General features: G+C 42.3%; 18 protein-coding genes. All 18 read left to right on the forward strand.

Going from position 1 to position 19,233, the window contains the following annotated elements; translation table 11 throughout:
• Window positions 1-66 precede the first annotated feature (66 nt).
• Window positions 67-540 carry a MarR family winged helix-turn-helix transcriptional regulator gene (locus tag B9A52_RS05250; protein ID WP_084119308.1) on the forward strand — a complete coding sequence of 158 codons (474 nt, stop codon included), beginning with the start codon at window positions 67-69 and terminating at the stop codon, window positions 538-540.
• A 13-nt stretch (window positions 541-553) separates the two neighbouring features.
• Window positions 554-2,959 carry a 3-hydroxyacyl-CoA dehydrogenase/enoyl-CoA hydratase family protein gene (locus B9A52_RS05255; protein WP_084119309.1) on the forward strand — a complete coding sequence of 802 codons (2,406 nt, stop codon included), beginning with the start codon at window positions 554-556 and terminating at the stop codon, window positions 2,957-2,959.
• Between the two features lie 160 nt (window positions 2,960-3,119).
• Complete coding sequence (locus tag B9A52_RS05260) at window positions 3,120-3,491, forward strand: four helix bundle protein (RefSeq protein ID WP_084119310.1); 372 nt, start codon at window positions 3,120-3,122, stop codon at window positions 3,489-3,491.
• A 120-nt stretch (window positions 3,492-3,611) separates the two neighbouring features.
• A complete protein-coding gene (locus tag B9A52_RS05265; RefSeq protein ID WP_084119311.1) occupies window positions 3,612-4,787 on the forward strand; it encodes a thiolase family protein in 1,176 nt (391 codons plus the stop codon).
• 255 nt (window positions 4,788-5,042) lie between these two features.
• Window positions 5,043-6,842 (forward strand): acyl-CoA dehydrogenase family protein, encoded by a 1,800-nt coding sequence (locus B9A52_RS05270; protein ID WP_084119312.1) that lies wholly within the window; start codon window positions 5,043-5,045, stop codon window positions 6,840-6,842.
• Between the two features lie 288 nt (window positions 6,843-7,130).
• Window positions 7,131-8,501: a tyrosine-type recombinase/integrase gene (locus tag B9A52_RS05275; RefSeq protein ID WP_084119313.1), complete on the forward strand. Its 1,371-nt coding sequence runs from the start codon at window positions 7,131-7,133 to the stop codon at window positions 8,499-8,501.
• A 230-nt stretch (window positions 8,502-8,731) separates the two neighbouring features.
• On the forward strand, window positions 8,732-9,541 hold the full coding sequence (locus tag B9A52_RS05280) for a tyrosine-type recombinase/integrase (protein ID WP_084118939.1): 810 nt from the start codon (window positions 8,732-8,734) through the stop codon (window positions 9,539-9,541).
• On the forward strand, window positions 9,541-10,713 hold the full coding sequence (locus B9A52_RS05285) for an IS91 family transposase (RefSeq protein ID WP_084119314.1): 1,173 nt from the start codon (window positions 9,541-9,543) through the stop codon (window positions 10,711-10,713). The genes B9A52_RS05280 and B9A52_RS05285 overlap by 1 nt, the downstream gene beginning before the upstream one ends.
• Before the next feature lie 14 nt (window positions 10,714-10,727).
• Window positions 10,728-10,901, forward strand: coding sequence for a hypothetical protein (locus tag B9A52_RS25425; protein WP_157370052.1), 174 nt, complete (start codon window positions 10,728-10,730; stop codon window positions 10,899-10,901).
• Between the two features lie 130 nt (window positions 10,902-11,031).
• The gene (locus B9A52_RS05290) at window positions 11,032-11,625 is read left to right on the forward strand and encodes a tetratricopeptide repeat protein (protein WP_084119315.1); all 594 of its coding nucleotides are present in this window, start codon (window positions 11,032-11,034) and stop codon (window positions 11,623-11,625) included.
• A gap of 4 nt (window positions 11,626-11,629) precedes the next feature.
• A complete protein-coding gene (locus B9A52_RS05295) occupies window positions 11,630-12,319 on the forward strand; it encodes a hypothetical protein (protein ID WP_084119316.1) in 690 nt (229 codons plus the stop codon).
• A 185-nt stretch (window positions 12,320-12,504) separates the two neighbouring features.
• Window positions 12,505-12,636: a hypothetical protein gene (locus tag B9A52_RS26310; RefSeq protein ID WP_262483117.1), complete on the forward strand. Its 132-nt coding sequence runs from the start codon at window positions 12,505-12,507 to the stop codon at window positions 12,634-12,636.
• Between the two features lie 365 nt (window positions 12,637-13,001).
• Window positions 13,002-14,222, forward strand: coding sequence for a group II intron reverse transcriptase/maturase (gene ltrA, locus B9A52_RS05300; protein ID WP_084119317.1), 1,221 nt, complete (start codon window positions 13,002-13,004; stop codon window positions 14,220-14,222).
• A gap of 141 nt (window positions 14,223-14,363) precedes the next feature.
• Window positions 14,364-15,026, forward strand: a complete 663-nt coding sequence (locus tag B9A52_RS05305; protein ID WP_084119318.1) for a hypothetical protein — start codon at window positions 14,364-14,366, stop codon at window positions 15,024-15,026.
• A gap of 270 nt (window positions 15,027-15,296) precedes the next feature.
• A complete protein-coding gene (locus tag B9A52_RS05310; protein ID WP_084118937.1) occupies window positions 15,297-16,106 on the forward strand; it encodes a tyrosine-type recombinase/integrase in 810 nt (269 codons plus the stop codon).
• A complete protein-coding gene (locus B9A52_RS05315) occupies window positions 16,106-17,278 on the forward strand; it encodes an IS91 family transposase (RefSeq protein ID WP_084119319.1) in 1,173 nt (390 codons plus the stop codon). The genes B9A52_RS05310 and B9A52_RS05315 overlap by 1 nt, the downstream gene beginning before the upstream one ends.
• 14 nt (window positions 17,279-17,292) lie before the next feature.
• Window positions 17,293-17,466, forward strand: a complete 174-nt coding sequence (locus tag B9A52_RS25430) for a hypothetical protein (RefSeq protein ID WP_157370051.1) — start codon at window positions 17,293-17,295, stop codon at window positions 17,464-17,466.
• 134 nt (window positions 17,467-17,600) lie between these two features.
• Window positions 17,601-19,151, forward strand: a complete 1,551-nt coding sequence (locus B9A52_RS05320; RefSeq protein ID WP_084119320.1) for a HEAT repeat domain-containing protein — start codon at window positions 17,601-17,603, stop codon at window positions 19,149-19,151.
• Window positions 19,152-19,233: the final 82 nt, after the last annotated feature.

Here is a 19,233-nt window from a genome sequence, read left to right on the forward strand (position 1 = left end):
TTTTTTCGTATTTAGTATGCATGCATACAATATTTTTCTTAACTTAGTCGTATTAAAAAGATACCTATGAAGCGAGAAGAAACAGTTGATTATCACATAAAGAGTGCTTGGCATGCCATATCGAGGATGTATAATCAAAAAGCTGTTCTGGAAGATTTTACTACAGCAATCGGTTTTGTATTGATCAATATCAATTCAAAAGAAGGTACTCCGGCTACCAAAATCGCTCCTTTGATGGGATTGGAAGCGAGAAGTCTGACCAGAATGCTTAAAAGTATGGAAGAAAAGGGTTTGATTTTTAAAAAACCGGATCCTGTTGATAAAAGATCAGTTCGGATTTTTCTCACCCCTGAAGGAAAAAGGAAAAAAGAAATATCTGTCAAGACCATAAAGGAATTCAATGAACAGGTAAGAGAAGTAGTCAGCGAAGAGGAATTGAATGATTTTTTTATGGTTTTCCAAAAGATTAATCAAGTGCTAGAAAATATACAATCAGAAACGATAAACCCCAATGCGTACGAAAATCTGTACGAACTCTAAATCCAATAATTTTATGAAAAGAACAATCAAGAAAGTAGCGATTTTGGGTTCCGGTGTGATGGGGTCAAGAATAGCCTGCCATTTTGCAAATATCGGTGTGCAGGTCTTATTGCTTGACATTGTCCCCAATGAACCCAATGATGAGGAAAAGAAAAAGGGTCTGACAGTTGAAGACAAAGCTGTCAGAAACAGATTGGTCAACACAGCCCTGGATAATACCTTGAAATCAAAACCTGCCTCACTTTTTGATGCAGCTTTTGTATCCAGGATTACAACAGGCAATTTTGATGATGACCTTCCCAAGATCAAAGATTACGATTGGGTAATTGAGGTGGTTGTAGAAAGATTGGACATCAAAAAATCACTTTTCGAGAAAGTAGAAAAGTACAGAAAACCCGGAACTTTGATAACTTCAAATACTTCAGGGATTCCAATGCACCTGATGTGCGAGGGAAGGTCAGAAGATTTTCAGGTCAATTTTGCCGGAACACACTTTTTTAATCCGCCTCGCTATTTGAGATTATTGGAAATTATCCCCGGACCAAAAACCAATCCTGACATCATCGATTTCTTGATGGATTATGGAGACAGGTTCTTGGGCAAAGAAACAGTGTTATGTAAAGATACACCTGCTTTTATTGCCAACAGGATTGGTGTTTATGCCATCATTTCAGGAATGCATGCCATTGAAAAAATAGGTATGGGAGTGTCAGAAGTGGATAAACTCACCGGACCTATCATAGGCAGGGCAAAGTCGGCTACTTTCAGGACCATGGATGTAGTTGGTTTGGATACTACCGTAAATGTGGCCAACAACCTGTACAAAACCCTTACCCATGATGAATCAAGGGATAAATTCCTTTTGCCCAATATTGTAAAAGTGCTTTATGACAATAAATGGTGGGGGGATAAAACCGGGCAGGGTTATTTCAAGATGATCCGTCACAAAGATGGCAGCAAGGAACTGAAAGAACTGGATCTGAAGACTTTTGAATACAAAGACGCCGAAAAACCAAAGTTTAAGGCTTTGGAAGCTTCGAAAGAAATCGATGACCTCAAAAAGAGAATCAAGTTTCTGGTCAATTTTGATGACCGGGCCGGAGAATTTTACAGGGCTTCTTTTTATGACCTTTTCAAATATGCCTCACACAGAATTCCTGAAATATCTGATGAACTGTATAGAATAGACCAAGCTGTATCCGCTGGATTTGGCTGGGAACTGGGTCCTTTCGAAACATGGGATATCCTTGGCGTAAAAGAGACGGTGGAAAAAATGGAAGCTGCCGGAGAAAAAGCAGCTACTTGGGTCCACGAGATGCTTTCAGCCGGAAACGATTCATTCTATAAGGTAGAAAACGGACAAAAGAAATATTACGATATTCCTTCAAAATCCTACCAGCCGATTCCAGGTACAGAAGAATTTATCATTTTGGATACACTCAAAGCCGCGAATAAAAAGCTTTGGGGCAATGCAGGTGCCACGGTTTATGACCTTGGTGATGAGGTCATCGGATTGGAATTCCATACCAAAATGAATGCAATCGGTCAGGAAGTGATTGAAGGTATCAATACTGCCATTAATATGGCTGAAAAATCTTATAAAGGTTTGGTCATTGGTAACGAAGGCGGAAACTTCTCCGCAGGCGCCAATCTTGCCATGCTGTTTATGTTTGCCGGAGATCAGGAGTTTGATGAAATCAACCTGATGATTGCAGGCTTCCAAAATACCATGATGCGGGCGAGATATTCATCTGTTCCTGTAGTAGTAGCCCCACACAATATGGCATTGGGCGGAGGTTGTGAACTTTCTTTACATGCTGATGCCATCCAAGCGCATGCTGAACTCTATATGGGTTTGGTGGAATTCGGTGTAGGTTTGATTCCTGCCGGAGGCGGTACCAAGGAAATGACCCTGAGGTTTTCCAATGAAGCAAAAGCAGGAGACGTGGAATTGAACAGGCTACAGGAATATTTCATGAACATCGCCACGGCCAAAGTTTCCACCTCAGCGGCAGAAGCAAGAGGCCTTGGATACCTTCAGGTGAAAGACAGCATCACTTTGAACCGCAAACGCCAATTGGCTGACGCCAAAGCTAAGGTACTAGCTCTTTATGATGCTGGATATACGCAACCTGTACAGCAGACCAATATCAAAGTTTTAGGCAAAACTTCCCTGGCCCTGTTTGAAGCAGGTATTACCGGAATGCTTTATGGCAACTACATTTCAGAACATGACGCCAAAATCGCCAGGAAATTGGGATGGGTAATGTCCGGCGGAGACCTTTCTTCCCCCACAGAAGTCAGTGAACAATACTTACTCGACCTCGAGCGTGAAGCCTTCCTTAGCCTTACCGGGGAAAAGAAGACCTTGGAGAGGATACATAGTATTCTGTTTAAGGGGAAACCGCTTAGGAATTAGATGCGAGACGCGAGAGGCGAGAAGGGAGAGGCGAGAGTTTAGAACCAAGAGACAAGAACCAAGAACCAAGACTGGTTTAGTTTAAAATTAGGGTTATTATAATTTTAAACAGGTAAAAAAGTTGAATAGAAAAGAATTGAAGCCTAAAATTTGAAAGAATATGAAACCTAAACATAATTTCAAAAACCTCAAGGTATGGCAAAAGTCAGTTGATTTGGCTGTAAAGGTTTACCATATCACAAAAGAATTTCCTTCTGAGGAGAAATTTGGTATGACCTCGCAAATGAGAAGGGCTAGTGTTTCAATTCCTTCAAATATTGCCGAAGGAACCGCTAAAAGCACTTCTAAATCTTTTGTAAACTCTCTGGATATTAGCCTTGGAGAAAGTTATGAACTGGAAACTCAGGCTATCATTGCCAATCTGGTAGGCCTACTGGATAAGGAACAATTCACATCTCTTGAATCTGATATCAGCGAAGTGCAAAGAATGATCAACGGATTTATTTCAACAGTGGAATCCAACCCATTTTGAAATCTAACCCTAGAATTTGAACCTCAACAAATCTTGGCTCTTGGTTCTTGATTCTTGGCTCTCAATTTCTCTTAGTTCAACAAACTTTAAATCAACAATAAACCTCATTTAGAAAAAAATATGGAAGCTTATATAGTAAACGGATACAGATCAGCGGTAGGAAGGGCCAAAAAGGGTGGCTTTAGATTTTACCGTCCGGATGATTTGGCGGCAGATGTGATCAAGCATTTGGTGGCCAATACACCGGGATTGGAAAATAAAATGGTCGATGACCTGATTGTCGGGAATGCTATCCCGGAAGCGGAACAGGGCATGCAAATGGGCAGGATGATTTCACTTTTGGCATTGGGCGTGGACAATCCCGGATTTATTATCAACAGGTATTGTGGTTCCGGAGTGGAAGCCATTGCCCTGGCCGTGGGTAAAATCAAAGCGGGCATGGCAGATTGCATCATCGCAGGTGGTACAGAATCCATGTCGCTATTGCCGATGATGGGTTATAAAACTGCCCTGAACTATAAAATTGCCTCGCAGACGCCCGATTACTACCTGAGTATGGGTCTGACTGCGGAAGAACTGGCAAAAGAATACGACATCACCCGCGAACAGGCAGATCAATTTTCTGTCAGGTCCCATGATAGGGCTTTGGCAGCCATAGCCGCAGGCAAATTCAAGGACGAAATTGTGCCCGTGGAAGTGGAAGAAACCTATGTGGATGAAAAGGGAAAAAAGAAAACCAGAAAATTTACCGTGGACACGGATGAGGGACCAAGACCAGGAACCTCGATGGAAGGCCTTGCCAACTTAAAGCCTGCCTTTAAAATGGGCGGTCAGGTTACCGCAGGGAATTCCTCCCAGACCTCTGACGGTGCCGCATTCGTGGTCGTGATGTCCGAAAGGATGGTCAAAGAACTCAACCTGGAACCCATTGCCAGAATGATGTCCTATGCCGTAGCAGGTGTGGAACCAAGAATCATGGGAATCGGGCCCAGAGAAGCTGTTCCCAAAGCCCTTAAGCAGGCCGGTTTGACCTTGGACAAGATTGATCTCATCGAATTGAACGAGGCATTTGCCGCACAGGGCTTGGCAGTCATCAAATCCTTGGATTTGGATATTGATAAAGTCAATGTCAATGGGGGCGCAGTAGCCCTTGGTCATCCACTCGGCTGTACCGGTGCCAAACTCTCCGTCCAACTCTTCAACGAACTCCGCAGACAAAACAAGAAATACGGCATGGTGACGGCTTGTGTTGGCGGGGGACAAGGAGTTGCGGGGGTTTATGAGCTTTTGAGGTAGAGGCGGCTTAGACCGCTGAGGTTTTTAAAACCTCGGTGGTCTTTTGTTCAGGAAAGCAGCGAAGTAAAAACCAGAAGCGTGGGGCGAGATGCGAGAAAAGCGAAGACGAATAAAAAGAATTCTCTTTTCCAAAATGATGACGGGGAATAAAAAGACCTTCGAGGTTAAAAAAAACCTCAATGGTCTGTGTCTCGGCTCTAATCTCTCGGTTCTCGCTTCTAAAGAATTAAAATGGATCTTTAAGTAATAGAATATATGTCAACTGTAACAAAACAATCAATCAACGGCGGTGAATTCCTGATCAAGGAAACCGCGGCGCAGGAAATCTTTATATTTGAGGAGTTTTCTGAGGAGCAGAAAATGATGGCGCAGGCCTGTCAGGATTTTATCGATACCGAAATACACCCAAGAATCGAGGATATCGACAGCATGAAAAACCCGGAGCTTGTTCCTTCCATTTTCCATAAAGCAGGCGAACTCGGACTTTTGGGAATTTCGGTTCCTGAGGAGTTTGGTGGTATGGGGATGAGTTTCAATACTTCCATGCTGATTGCAGATATCATCGGTGGTGCTGGATCATTTTCCACCACGTATGGTGCCCATACAGGAATCGGTACTTTGCCGATTTTGTACTATGGTACAGAAGATCAAAAATCCAAATACCTGCCAAAACTGGCCACGGGAGAATGGGCTGCCTGCTATTGTCTGACCGAACCGGATGCAGGTTCTGATGCCAACAGCGGCAAGACCAAAGCAACTCTGACAGCAGATGGCAAACATTACCTCATCAACGGACAGAAGATGTGGATCTCCAATGCCGGGTTTGCGGATATCTTTATCGTGTTTGCCAAGATCGAGGATGATAAAAACCTGACTGCATTTATTGTGGAAAAAGGTTTCGGTGGCATCACGATGAACGAAGAGGAAAAGAAAATGGGTATCAAGGGCTCCTCTACCCGTCAGGTGTTTTTCAATGACTGCAAAGTACCTGTGGAAAACATGCTTTCCGAAAGACAGAACGGCTTCAAAATCGCTGTGAACATCCTCAATATCGGCCGTATCAAATTGGGTGCGGGCGTATTGGGAGGCTGTAGAACCGTGGCAACTTATGCTGTCAAGTATGCCGGGGAACGTAAGCAATTTGGCGTGGCCATCAATTCCTTTGGGGCCATCAAGCAGAAATTGGCCGAAATGGCTGTCAGGACTTATGCCTGTGAATCCCTTTGTTACCGTGCCGGTCAGGACATTGAAGACAGGATGGAAGCCATAGCTTCAGAGGGGATTTCTGATGCGGAAGCCAAATTGAAAGCCTTGGAACAGTTTGCCATCGAAGCGGCTATAGCCAAAGTTCATGGGTCTGAGGTATTGGATTATGTAGTGGACCAAGGTGTGCAGGTCTATGGAGGAATGGGCTACTCGGCCGATGCCCCGATGGAGCGCGCTTATAGGGATGCCCGTATTTCCAGAATCTATGAAGGTACCAATGAAATCAACCGCATGCTGATGGTAGGCATGTTGCTGAAGCGGGCCATGAAAGGGGAAATCAATCTTTTTGAACCTGCTATGGCAGTATCACAGGAACTGACTTCCGTACCGAGTTTTGAGACCATTGATACCTCTGAGCTTTTTGCCGCTGAAAAAGAGGTGATCAAAAAACTGAAGAAAGTGTTTCTGATGGTGGGTGGAAAAGCCGCGATGGCATTGGCAGACAAAATCGAATCCGAACAGGAAGTGATGATGAACCTGGCCGATGTGATGATAGAGATCTATGCTGCCGAATCTGCTGTCCTCAGGACAGAAAAACTGGTCAGTCTCCGTGGCGAAGAAGCCTGTCAGCCACAGATTGCGATGGCGCAGGTGTACCTCTTTGAAGCAGTGGAAAAAATACAGACTGCTGCGAAAGAGGCCATTGCATCCTTTACCAAAGGGGATGAGCAAAAGGTCATGCTGATGGGCTTGAAGCGCTGGACCAAAACCGACCTGGTCAATACCAAGGAGCTGAGAAGACAGATAGCGGATTATATGATTGAGAAGGGGAAGTATCCTTTTTCTTGATCGATTAGAATGGGGTTTCAACTTATAGTTGATTTCCCGCGAAGGCGCTAAGACGCAAAGGAAAGCCTCCAGAGATGGGGGCTTTTTTTGTGGACAAAGTCCAGCCCAGCACTGATAGTTTGGGATCAAAACAATGTAGGCTTTGTTGTTTCTTTGGGTGATTACAGATTGGCTATCAATCGAAATAAACGTTTAAGTTTGGTTTGGGGTTTTTAGAAGTGTCTGAATTCATGTATTTTACATTCTCATTTTATTGCAGTTTTGTGTATAACCGTAACTATTTTTCTTATGCAACAAAGACTCATAGAAGTAGAAGTAATCGGGCGTAAAATTATTTTGAAAATGCCCAAGAATGACGCTGATATAAACTTTATCAGAAGCATTCAGTATGCAAGGTGGAATAAGGAAGGCTTTTTCTGGGATGTGCCCCATTATCCCGGCAATCTTGAAAGGATCAAGCAATACTTTGGAGAGCGGATTTCCATACTGAAAGAACATGAACAAATTGAGGTAAAAATCATAGGTAAAGAGCATAAGATCGGTAAAAATGAAGTTTTAATTTTAAAGAGCAGGTCAGGTAGACTGAAGCTGATTTTTGGTTTTCATGCAGGATTGATGAAGGTTATTAAAACTATTCCCTATTATAAATGGGATTCCAAAAATAAATGGTGGACCGTTCCCTATTCAGAGCAGTTTTTAGAGGAAATAAAAACGAAGATTAAGGAATTCGGGATGGCAATGAAATTTGAGGAAGAAGAAATGATAAGTGGGGTTGTCCCCAAAATTTCTCCATTGGATATCCCAAATTACAGAAAATGCCCTGAGGAGTATGTTCATAAGTTGGAGGAAAGGAGGTATAGTGAGGGAACAATTAAAGCCTATGTTCCTTTGTTTGAAGAATTCATTAATTTTTTTTCAAATATTTCTCTTGAAGAATTGGGCGAAAAAGAGGTTATGGAGTTTTCGAGATATTTAGTGACTGAGAGAAAAGTTTCTAGCTCACATCAAAACCAAGCAATCAATTCTATTAAATTTTATTTTGAAAAAGTACGGGGTGGTGAAAGGAAGTTTTACCATGTGGATAGACCTATAAGGGAAAAGATATTACCTGAGGTATTGAGTGAAGAAGAGGTGTCTGCGATTCTAAAAGCAACAAAAAACTTGAAACATAAAGCAATCTTAATGACTATTTACTCCGCAGGATTGCGGATTGGAGAACTTACCAAATTGAAGATTAAAGATATCGATTCTAAACGGATGCAGATAAGGGTAGAACAAGCCAAAGGCAAGAAGGATAGATATACCATTCTTTCACAAAGGACACTGGAAATATTAAGACTATATATTAAACAAGAGAAGCCTCATGAGTATTTGTTTGAAGGTCAGAAAAGTACCAAAGAGTTTCCTGTTAAGTATTCAACAACAAGTATTTCTGCAATTCTGAATAAGGCACTGAATAATGTGGGAATTAAAAAAAATGTAACTGTACATACCTTGAGACATTCCTTTGCGACCCATTTATTGGAAAGAGGCACTGATTTAAGATATATACAAAGTCTTTTAGGCCACGAAAGCCCTAAAACGACACAGATATATACACATATTACCACTAAGGGTTTTGACCAAATAAAAAGTCCATTAGATGGTTTAGATTTATAAAAATTCTTTTAGTTTTATAGGACATCTTTCCACAATATTACGGAAAGCACGCCTTATTGGCATGCTTTCTCCAATAATAGAAGAAAGCAAACCGTTGAACTAAACCTCCTTCGTCGGTAGTTTTTCTGTATTCCATCATAAAGGCCTGATTTTTAACAATATGTATTAAATTTATTCCATGTTCAATCTTTAACTAATTTAATCATGGAAAAAAAAGTTTGCGCCAGAGGATGTATGAGGAGATGTCCTACAGACATTATTCTCCCAGAAGCATCAAGACCTATCTTAGCCTGGTATCTGTAGTATCAGCTCATTTTGGAAAAAGTCCGGATCTGATCAGTATCCCCGAATTAAAGGACTACCTTTTTAAAAGGATCAGTTTGGACGGACTTTCGGTATCAAGCATAAACCAGACAATCAGTGCCTTTAAAATACTTTTCAAAGACGTGCTTGAAAGAGATTGGGATACTATCAGGATCAAACGGCCAAGACGTCCCAAGCTGCTTCCGGTTGTATTCTCAAAGGAAGAAGTGTCGCTTATCCTTAAGAGTATCAGGAACAGAAAACACTATTGCCTGATCGCTCTCACCTACGCCTCAGGACTCAGGATGGGAGAGGTAATCAACCTGAAACCCTGCGATATTGACAGCGACCGGATGCAGGTCAAAGTCAGGGGCGGAAAGGGTTATAAAGACAGGTACACACTTCTTCCGGAGCAGTTACTGGTAAAGCTCAGGGATTATTTCAGAGGCTACCGTCCACTTACTTACCTTTTTGAAGGCCAAGAACCGGGAAAGCCTTACAGTGAGACAAGCGCCCGCTGTATACTCAAAAAGGCTATGAAGAAAGCAGGGATAAAAAAGCAGGCGTGCTTCCATACCCTTCGCCATTCTTTTGCCACACATCTGCTCGAGCAGGGAACCAATGTCAGGATTATCCAAGAGCTGTTGGGACACAGGTCCCTTAAGACCACTACGGTTTACCTGCATATAAGCAACCTGACCCCCGCGCAGATCAAAAGTCCCCTGGATGAGCTTTGATGGAGGCTGTTAACAAGAGGAATGGTGGGGCTGAACTCTCAACAGTCCTGGATTCCCAAAAGGAGGTCTTCCTATCGCAGAAGCATCTGTGCCCTGATCAGAGAAAGGCCTTTAACGACATCCTCCATTGCCGGACATCACAAATGGGCTCACACAGTCTCTGTTGTGACTCCTGCGGTACGGTCAAAGTCTGCTATAACAGCTGCAGGAACCGCCACTGTCCGAAGTGCCAGTACATCAAGCAGCAGCTTTGGGTGGAAAAGCTAAAGTGCAGGCTTCTGCCTGTCAGGTACTTTCACGCCGTGTTTACGGTTCCTGAGTTTCTCAATCCATTGTTCTACATCAACCAGAGGTTCTGTTACAACCTGCTCTTTGAATGTTCCGCAAAAGCAGTAAAGAAGACGGCCCTGAACCCGGCATTTCTGGGAGTCGAAAGCGGCTGTCTGTCGGTACTCCACACTTGGGGCCAATCCCTGAACTACCACCCCCACATCCATATGCTGGTTCCTGCAGGAGGCCTTGACAGTGACGGGATGCAGTGGCTGTATGCCGGTAAAAAGTTCTTCGTTCCGGTAAAGGCCCTTTCGTCCGTGTTCCGGGGACTGTTCATGGAAAGGCTTTTGGGCGCACTGGAGGATAACCTTCTCAGGATACCCGAAGGTCAAAAAGAGCTGTTTGCCGATATCAAAAGTCTGAAAAAGGAATCTTACGCAAAGATGTGGAATGTCTATATCAAGAAGACTTTCAGGGGGGCGGGCCAGGTGGTCAGCTACCTTGGCAGGTATACCCACAGGGTAGCGATCAGCAACAGCCGTATTCTGGATACAGATGGTGAAACCGTAAAATTCAGGTGGAAGGATTACAGGGACAACAAAACCAAAACCATGTTGCTTGCCTGTTCCGAGTTTGTCAGGAGATTTATGCAACATGTACTGCCAACAGGCTTCTACAAAATCCGCTATTACGGCATCTTGGCCTCGGCCAACAGCAACACCAAAATGAATGAATGTTTCAGGCTGTTGAACATAACAAGGGAGGTGTCATTTTACCATGGGCTGAGCACCTACGAGGTGATGGAGGAGATTTTCGGAGAAGAGATGTTCAGGTGTACCTGCTGCAAGAACGGAAGGATGGTCTTTGCCCCGCCCGAAGGAAAAGCAAATGGTCCCTGAATGAAAAAGCAGGGATGAAGTTCTTTGGAAATATGAAAGAAAAACAAAACAGAGGTTCTGTTACAGGGAAAGGTATGCCCGGTCCCAAACAAAATTTCCGAGGAAAAAAGCGGAATCCGTCCAAAACTTCAGGACAATGGTCCAAAACCAGACAAAACCTTCAAAGCAAAGCAGATAAATACCCATAGGTGTAGCACGGCTTAGTCCAACTATGTTTTAAACGCAATCTTGAAACGCCAATTTATTTTGGCTATTTTTTTGGCTAGATTGCGTCTAAAACACTTTACGTTATAGCCCATTTTAAAAGACGACACAGTTATGACAGATATATCAACACTTGAACAATTGACTAAAGAAAATCCACTTGACTATGGATATTGGAACGACCTTGGTATTGAGTATAAAAAGCAAGGACGACTAAGAGATGCAATCATTTCATATTTGAACGGGGTAAATGCAATTTTTCAAAACATTTATCTGCAACTTAAAAACTCAAAAGAAAACGAATTTTTCGGACTTGAGAGCTTGGGTGAGAAAGCTAACCATAAATTTTGGTTAGACAGGACGATTGACTGCATAACAGCCTACGCAAAGACAGAAGGCATTTCAAGTATCCGCTTTCCAGACGGACAAACAGCAATCAAGTTTTCAGACAAAATAACTTACGGTGGACTTCTTTACTTTGACCAAGACAAAATAAGATATGTTCTGCCGAACCTCATTCACACCTTTGCCGACTGTTTAACTTGGAACAAAATTTATGCAACCTATCTGAACAACATTGGAGTTGCTTATGCCGAAATGGGTAACAATGATAAAGCAAGAGAATATTTTAGAGAAGCAATCGCATTCACACCTAAAGGAACAGATTATCCCCATCCAATAATTGGACTTAACGAATTAAACAACTAATAAAATGAGCGACCAAGAAGATATTTTTAGAAAATTTGCTGAAGCTGAAAAAAGAGCAGGTGAAAATGTTAACCCAAATGACTTGTTGACAAAGCAGGAAATACACGAATTTGGCATAGATATTATTTACAAATATTCTCAGCAGGAAGGATATGAAATAGTTGATGGGACAACAGACCTAAACCTAAATCCACAACTCGTTCTTAAGAAAAACGGACAACTTTATTTTGTAATGGTTAAAACAGGTCCAGCAGATGGAACACATTTGACTTATGACAAAGATTTAGCGTTGCAAGTTTTTAACAATGCTAAACCTCATAATGCAAAAGTTTTATTTGCAGGTGTTGGGTTGAGATGTGTAGGTTATGGTTTAGCATTAGTAAGAAATAAAGGTTTTCAGGTTGACTTTCGTGGATTTGAAGACGTTGAACTTGTTTCCCTCAAACCGGAAGAGTTATTGGCATTTGACAACTATAAAAGAATAAAATGGAACCTTGACGAAAATCAGAAACCTAAAAACGAAGTAGTAGAAAGGGTAAAACGTTGGGTAGCAGAAAATGAGAATTCAATTATTGTAAAGAAACTACGGAACAAAGAAGTGATAAACATTCCAGACCTAAACGTAAACTTAGACTACCAAACTGTGACAGACCTTATGACATTGTTTCCAAACCAAATCTTTGACGAGAAATGACAAGAAAAACGGGCTATAACAGGCGTTTGGCTCAATGGCGGGTGACGTGGTTAATTGAACATTCTACCTCGCATCAACTTTTGTGGTGTATTGACAGTTTTGTGCTCCGAAATCCGCCACTGCGCCAAGCGCCAAAACGTGTGTGACTTGAATCAGCCCTCTTAAGGCTGAATGCTTTGAAATGGATGGAGGACTATTGGGTAACCAATAGAGAGGCCCTCCGATGGCGGTTTACCGAAACAGCTATCAAACTACCTTACGCTGCATATCTGGGAAACCAATATGTGGTGAGCGGTAAGGAAAAACGGGGACATTGATCCCCGTAGGTGAGTACTGATGGAGCTGAATGAAAATGAACCAGTGACGAAGCCTCGATAAGGCAAATTACGATGTGAAAAATAGGTAGTTACGTTTGTACCTATGACAAAGTGTGGCGGACGATCGGATATACTGGCCACATCGCATCCGGGGTTAAGCTGGCAGGAACGCAGTACAGGCCATTTCAAGGAACAAGTGAACTCTATGCTGTCAGGCCAAATCGAGAGAGGAAACCTGCACCTGTGGTTGGGTGAAGCATAGGGGGCAGACCTGCTCGTAGTAGCGATGAAATTTCTGTAATGGGAATGGAGTGAAGGAGCAGGCATGTTTAGTTTCAAACCAGTTTACAACCAAGATAATTGGGATGACAGACTACTATGAGACAAAATCGCAACCAATTACCAAACTGATGGTATGGCAAGCGTACAAGAAAGTAAAAGCGAACAAAGGAAGTTCGGGCATAGACCGAATGAGTTGGGAGGACTTGGATAAAGATCTATCCTCATACCTCTATAAGTTATGGAATCGACTGACCTCGGGTAGCTATTTTCCTTTGCCAGTCAAACAAGTGAAGATACCCAAGAAGGACGGAGGTATTCGCAAATTGGGTGTCCCCACCCTTCTAGACCGTATCGCACAGCAAGTAGTAAGGGCGTATTTGGAGAGACAACTTGAGCCACTGTTCCACGAGAGTTCATTTGGCTATAGACCAAACCGTAATGCTCACCAAGCAGTGAAACAATCAGAGCGAAATTGTTTTGGGCATGACTTTGTGGTCGACCTTGATATCAAAGGGTTCTTCGATAATATCAACCATGGCCTGATGATGAAAGCACTGAGATATTACTGTAAGGATGAATGGATAGCCTTGTACGTCTCCAGATGGCTAAATGCAGGCATCATGGCAGATGGGGTTTTCGAGGAGACAAAAGCAGGCACACCTCAAGGAGGCGTAGTGAGTCCATTACTTGCGAATCTCTATCTGCATGTAGCTTTTGATGAATGGATGCGGAAATATCATCCTGAGAAACCATTTGAACGGTATGCAGACGATGTGGTGATACACTGCAAGACAGAGAAGCAAGCACAATTCATGTTAAGACAAGTACGTCAGCGGATGAAGACCTGCTTCCTAGAGTTGCACCCTGAGAAGACCAAGATTGTGAACCTACGAGGTTGGTCAGATACTAAGTATCCCCGCAAGTATGATTTTCTTGGATTCACGATCAAGGCATCGATGCAGACCATCAAAGGAAAGGGGATGTTACTACCTGGAACATTTGTGAGTATCAAGTCCAGAACTTCAATACTCGGCAAATTCAGGGAAATGCAAATCCATAAATGGCGCAAACCCATAAAGGAAGTAGCCAATCGTTTGAATCCTGTCATCAGAGGACTGCTCAATTACTATCATAAGCTTAGAGGAGAATCCATACGTGAGATATGGAATCAACTCAACCACCGGTTACTCAAGTGGGTGAAATGGGAGAAAGGACTTTTCAAATGGGCGGCAGTCAGATGGCTAAAGCAACAATACAAGTCTACCCCAAACCTGTTTGAGCATTGGAAATTGGTTCAACCTTAGGTAAATTAGAACCGAAGCGACTTATAAACATGAAGAGCCGTGTGAGGTGAGAGTCTCACGCACGGTTCTGTGGGAAGGTGAGGGTGAAATTCCCTTGCCTGACCCGATTGTGGTGCATATAAAGAAACAATCGAACAATCAATGAACGAATTACAATTAACAGGTGGAGCAAGAGTGGGAATGGCAAATGCGACATTTCCATTTGCGACCTTGAAAGTGAATAAAGACCGCTTGGAATTAAATGCTTCAATAGTTGGAAATCTGACATTTCAACCTACCGATATAATTTCAATCGAACCTTATACAATGATTCCAATTCTCGGACAAGGAATAAAAATTAATCATAATGTTTCGACCTATAAAGAACGTGTTATATTTTGGACTTTTAAAGACCCGAATTCGGTCGTTCGACAAATCCAAGAAACAGGGTTTTTAAGTAGTGAAAACCAAACAAATCAGAAAATTGACAGAACGATAATTGAAAAACAATCGAAAGGTGGATTTCCAATCAAAAAAGGATTCGCAATCGGAGCAATAGTAGTTTGGAACTTGCTTTTTCTAACTGACATTATTCCGTTTTTTCTTGGCGACAAAGAAGGTTTTCCCATTGGAAACGGAGTTTTGACAGCTGTTGGTCTTTTGTTCTTGACTGCTCTTTTTAGTCTAATTTCGTCTGACTTTAGGCGATTGATTTTAAAGGAAGGACGAGGATTGAGTGATATTAAGAAATTTGCAATTTTCGCAATGATAATAAGCGGATTTATGTTGTTGCAATTAGGTATAATGACAAAATTTATGAACTAAAAAATACGCACCACAACAACGCATATAGCTTATGGCGGGCGAACGGCTACCAGCAAGGTTTTCGCTTAGTAGCCAGCTTTGGTTTCGGTGGGCAGGAAAGTGCTTTAAAACCGCCACAAGCCATATGCCAACCGTTGAACTAAACCTCCTTCGTCGGTAGTTTTTCTGTATTCCATCATAAAGGCCTGATTTTTAACAATATGTATTAAATTTATTCCATGTTCAATCTTTAACTAATTTAATCATGGAAAAAAAAGTTTGCGCCAGAGGATGTATGAGGAGATGTCCTACAGACATTATTCTCCCAGAAGCATCAAGACCTATCTTAGCCTGGTATCTGTAGTATCAGCTCATTTTGGAAAAAGTCCGGATCTGATCAGTATCCCCGAATTAAAGGACTACCTTTTTAAAAGGATCAGTTTGGACGGACTTTCGGTATCAAGCATAAACCAGACAATCAGTGCCTTTAAAATACTTTTCAAAGACGTGCTTGAAAGAGATTGGGATACTATCAGGATCAAACGGCCAAGACGTCCCAAGCTGCTTCCGGTTGTATTCTCAAAGGAAGAAGTGTCGCATATCCTTAAGAGTATCAGGAACAGAAAACACTATTGCCTGATCGCTCTCACCTACGCCTCAGGACTCAGGATGGGAGAGGTAATCAACCTGAAACCCTGCGATATTGACAGCGACCGGATGCAGGTCAAAGTCAGGGGCGGAAAGGGTTATAAAGACAGGTACACACTTCTTCCGGAGCAGTTACTGGTAAAGCTCAGGGATTATTTCAGAGGCTACCGTCCACTTACTTACCTTTTTGAAGGCCAAGAACCGGGAAAGCCTTACAGTGAGACAAGCGCCCGCTGTATACTCAAAAAGGCTATGAAGAAAGCAGGGATAAAAAAGCAGGCGTGCTTCCATACCCTTCGCCATTCTTTTGCCACACATCTGCTCGAGCAGGGAACCAATGTCAGGATTATCCAAGAGCTGTTGGGACACAGGTCCCTTAAGACCACTACGGTTTACCTGCATATAAGCAACCTGACCCCCGCGCAGATCAAAAGTCCCCTGGATGAGCTTTGATGGAGGCTGTCAACAAGAGGAATGGTGGGGCCGAACTCTCAACAGTCCTGGATTCCCAAAAGGAGGTTTTCCTGTCGCAGAAGCATCTGTGCCCTGACCAGAGAAAGGCCTTTAACGACATCCTCCATTGCCGGACATCACAAATGGGCTCACACAGTCTCTGTTGTGACTCCTGCGGTAGGGTCAAAGTCTGCTATAACAGCTGCAGGAACCGCCACTGTCCGAAGTGCCAGTACATCAAGCAGCAGCTTTGGGTGGAAAAGCTAAAGTGCAGGCTTCTGCCTGTCAGGTACTTTCACGCCGTGTTTACGGTTCCTGAGTTTCTCAATCCATTGTTCTACATCAACCAGAGGTTCTGTTACAACCTGCTCTTTGAATGTTCTGCAAAAGCAGTAAAGAAGACGGCCCTGAACCCGGTATTTCTGGGAGTCGAAAGCGGCTGTCTGTCGGTACTCCACACTTGGGGCCAATCCCTGAACTACCACCCCCACATCCATATGCTGGTTCCTGCAGGAGGCCTTGACAGTGACGGGATGCAGTGGCTGTATGCCGGTAAAAAGTTCTTCGTTCCGGTAAAGGCCCTTTCGTCCGTGTTCCGGGGACTGTTCATGGAAAGGCTTCTGGGAGCACTGGAGGATAACCTTCTCAGGATACCTGACGGGCAGAAAGAGCTGTTTGCCGATATCAAAAGTCTGAAAAGGGAATCTTACGCAAAGATGTGGAATGTCTATATCAAGAAGACTTTCAGGGGGGCGGGCCAGGTGGTCAGCTACCTTGGCAGGTATACCCACAGGGTAGCGATCAGCAACAGCCGTATTCTGGATACAGATGGTGAAACCGTAAAGTTCAGGTGGAAGGATTACAGGGACAACAAAACCAAAACCATGTTGCTTGCCTGTTCCGAGTTTGTCAGAAGATTTATGCAACATGTACTGCCAACAGGCTTCTACAAAATCCGCTATTACGGCATCTTGGCCTCGGCCAACAGCAACACCAAAATGAATGAATGTTTCAGGCTGTTGAACATAACAAGGGAGGTGTCATTTTACCATGGGCTGAGCACCTACGAGGTGATGGAGGAGATTTTCGGAGAAGAGATGTTCAGGTGTACCTGCTGCAAGAACGGAAGGATGGTCTTTGCCCCGCCCGGGGAAAAAGGAAACGGTCCCTGAATGAAAAAGCAGGGATGAAGTTCTTTGAAAAGCTGAAAGAAAAACAAAACAGAGGTTCTGTTACAGGGAAAGGTATGCCCGGTCCCAAACAAAATTTCCGGGTAAAAAAGCGGAATCCGTCCAAAACTTCAGGACAATGGTCCAAAACCAGACAAAACCTTCAAAGCAAAGCAGATAAATACCCATAGGTGTAGCACGGCTTAGTCCAACTATGTTTTAAACGCAATCTTGAAACGCCAATTTATTTTGGCTATTTTTTTGGCTAGATTGCGTCTAAAACACTTTACGTTACAAGCAAGCCTAAAAGACGACACAACAAGAAATGGAAATTTGGCAATACATAGAAATTTTAAGACGACCTAACAAGACTTGGTTTTTCTCAAAGGACAACACCGAAGAGAAAATTAACGCCTTGACTAAAATTGCCAATGACGGTTATCCAAGTCTTATTTACAGCTTGACAGAGTTTCTAAAAGACGACAATAAAGAAATAAGAGAAACCACTTGCAGGACAATTACTCACCTATTTAAAAAAATTGACAGCAAAAAAGGATATTACGATACTCTCAAACATTGCAGTATTTCAAAAAGTGATATTGACTTTTATGAAGCCAATTTTCCAAAGGAACAATATGTAGAGTTACTTGCAATTAGTTCATTAAATGGAAGTGGATACGTAAGAGAAAAAGCAGTTAAAAAACTTTCAAAGGTTGATAGTTCAAGAGCTATACAATTTTTAATCTATCGTTTAGCTGATTGGGTTTTGCCAGTTCGACAAGCTGCACTAAATGGAATTGACAACTACAAAACAACCAATTACATTGACAGCTTAATTGAAAATTTGCCAATTTTTGAGTGGCTTCAAAAGGTTGAGCGGACAGACCTAAGCGGAATTTATCAAGATATTTGTGAGTTCATTGCTTCTACAAACAGGACATATGTAATTGACAACTTCAAAAAATATCCAGACAAGCTAAGAATATTATTAGCAAGACATATTTCAAGTTCGCTCAGCGACAATCCACAAGAATTAAAACTGTTCTTAACCGACAAACATTTTTTGATTAGGAACTTAGCAATAAACCATTTTGACAAACTTGGGCAAACTGAAATCAAACAATTACTGAATGACAAATCAGCGAATGTCCGACTTCAAACACTTTATTGCTTAAAAGACCAAAACGACTTTAAAACTATTGTAAAGAAGTTTTTAGCGGACAATTCCGCTACAATCCGACATTTTGCAAGGTTTACGCTTAAAAAGTCAAACATTGACTTTGCTAAATTTTACAATGACAACTTACAAGAAAACAAACAAGTCATTGGGTCATTAATCGGACTTGCTGAAACGGAAGGTAAACAGTATTCGGAAACAGTTAAGTCATATCTGAAAGACAAAAAAATAAGAGTTGAAAAGACAGCGTTTTTAGCTCTTTGTAAACTTGATGAAGAAAGTGCTTATGACTTTGCATTTGCGAACCTTGACAGCCAATATCTTGGACTTAGAAACGTAATCATTGAATTTTTATCACATATTCCGAGACAGGAAGTTTTGACAAAGGCAAAAAGCATTTACGAAACAGGCAATTATGACTTAAAAAAGTCAATGCTAAAACTCTTCAACAAGGTTGGCGGTTGGACAGCAATTCCCGACTTGATGATTGGAACAATTGATGAAAACGAGAACATAAGACAATTGGCGTTTGGATATTTACAAATTTGGAGAACACGAGCAGTAAGACTATTCTCAACACCAAAACAAGGGGAAATTGAAAGAGCAAAACAGATTTTCAGCTTCGTAAACGAGACACATCAGGACAAACAATATTTTAAAACAAACCCGGTAGATGGACTTGACTTTTACTTCAAATAACAGAAGGCCAGCTTGTAACAGGCGTTTGGCAAAAAAGCGGGTTCAGTGCTTAAATGAAGCTTTGTGCTTCGTATCAAGTACA

Origin of the sequence: Aquiflexum balticum DSM 16537, from assembly GCF_900176595.1 — a bacterium.
Classification (GTDB): domain Bacteria; phylum Bacteroidota; class Bacteroidia; order Cytophagales; family Cyclobacteriaceae; genus Aquiflexum; species Aquiflexum balticum.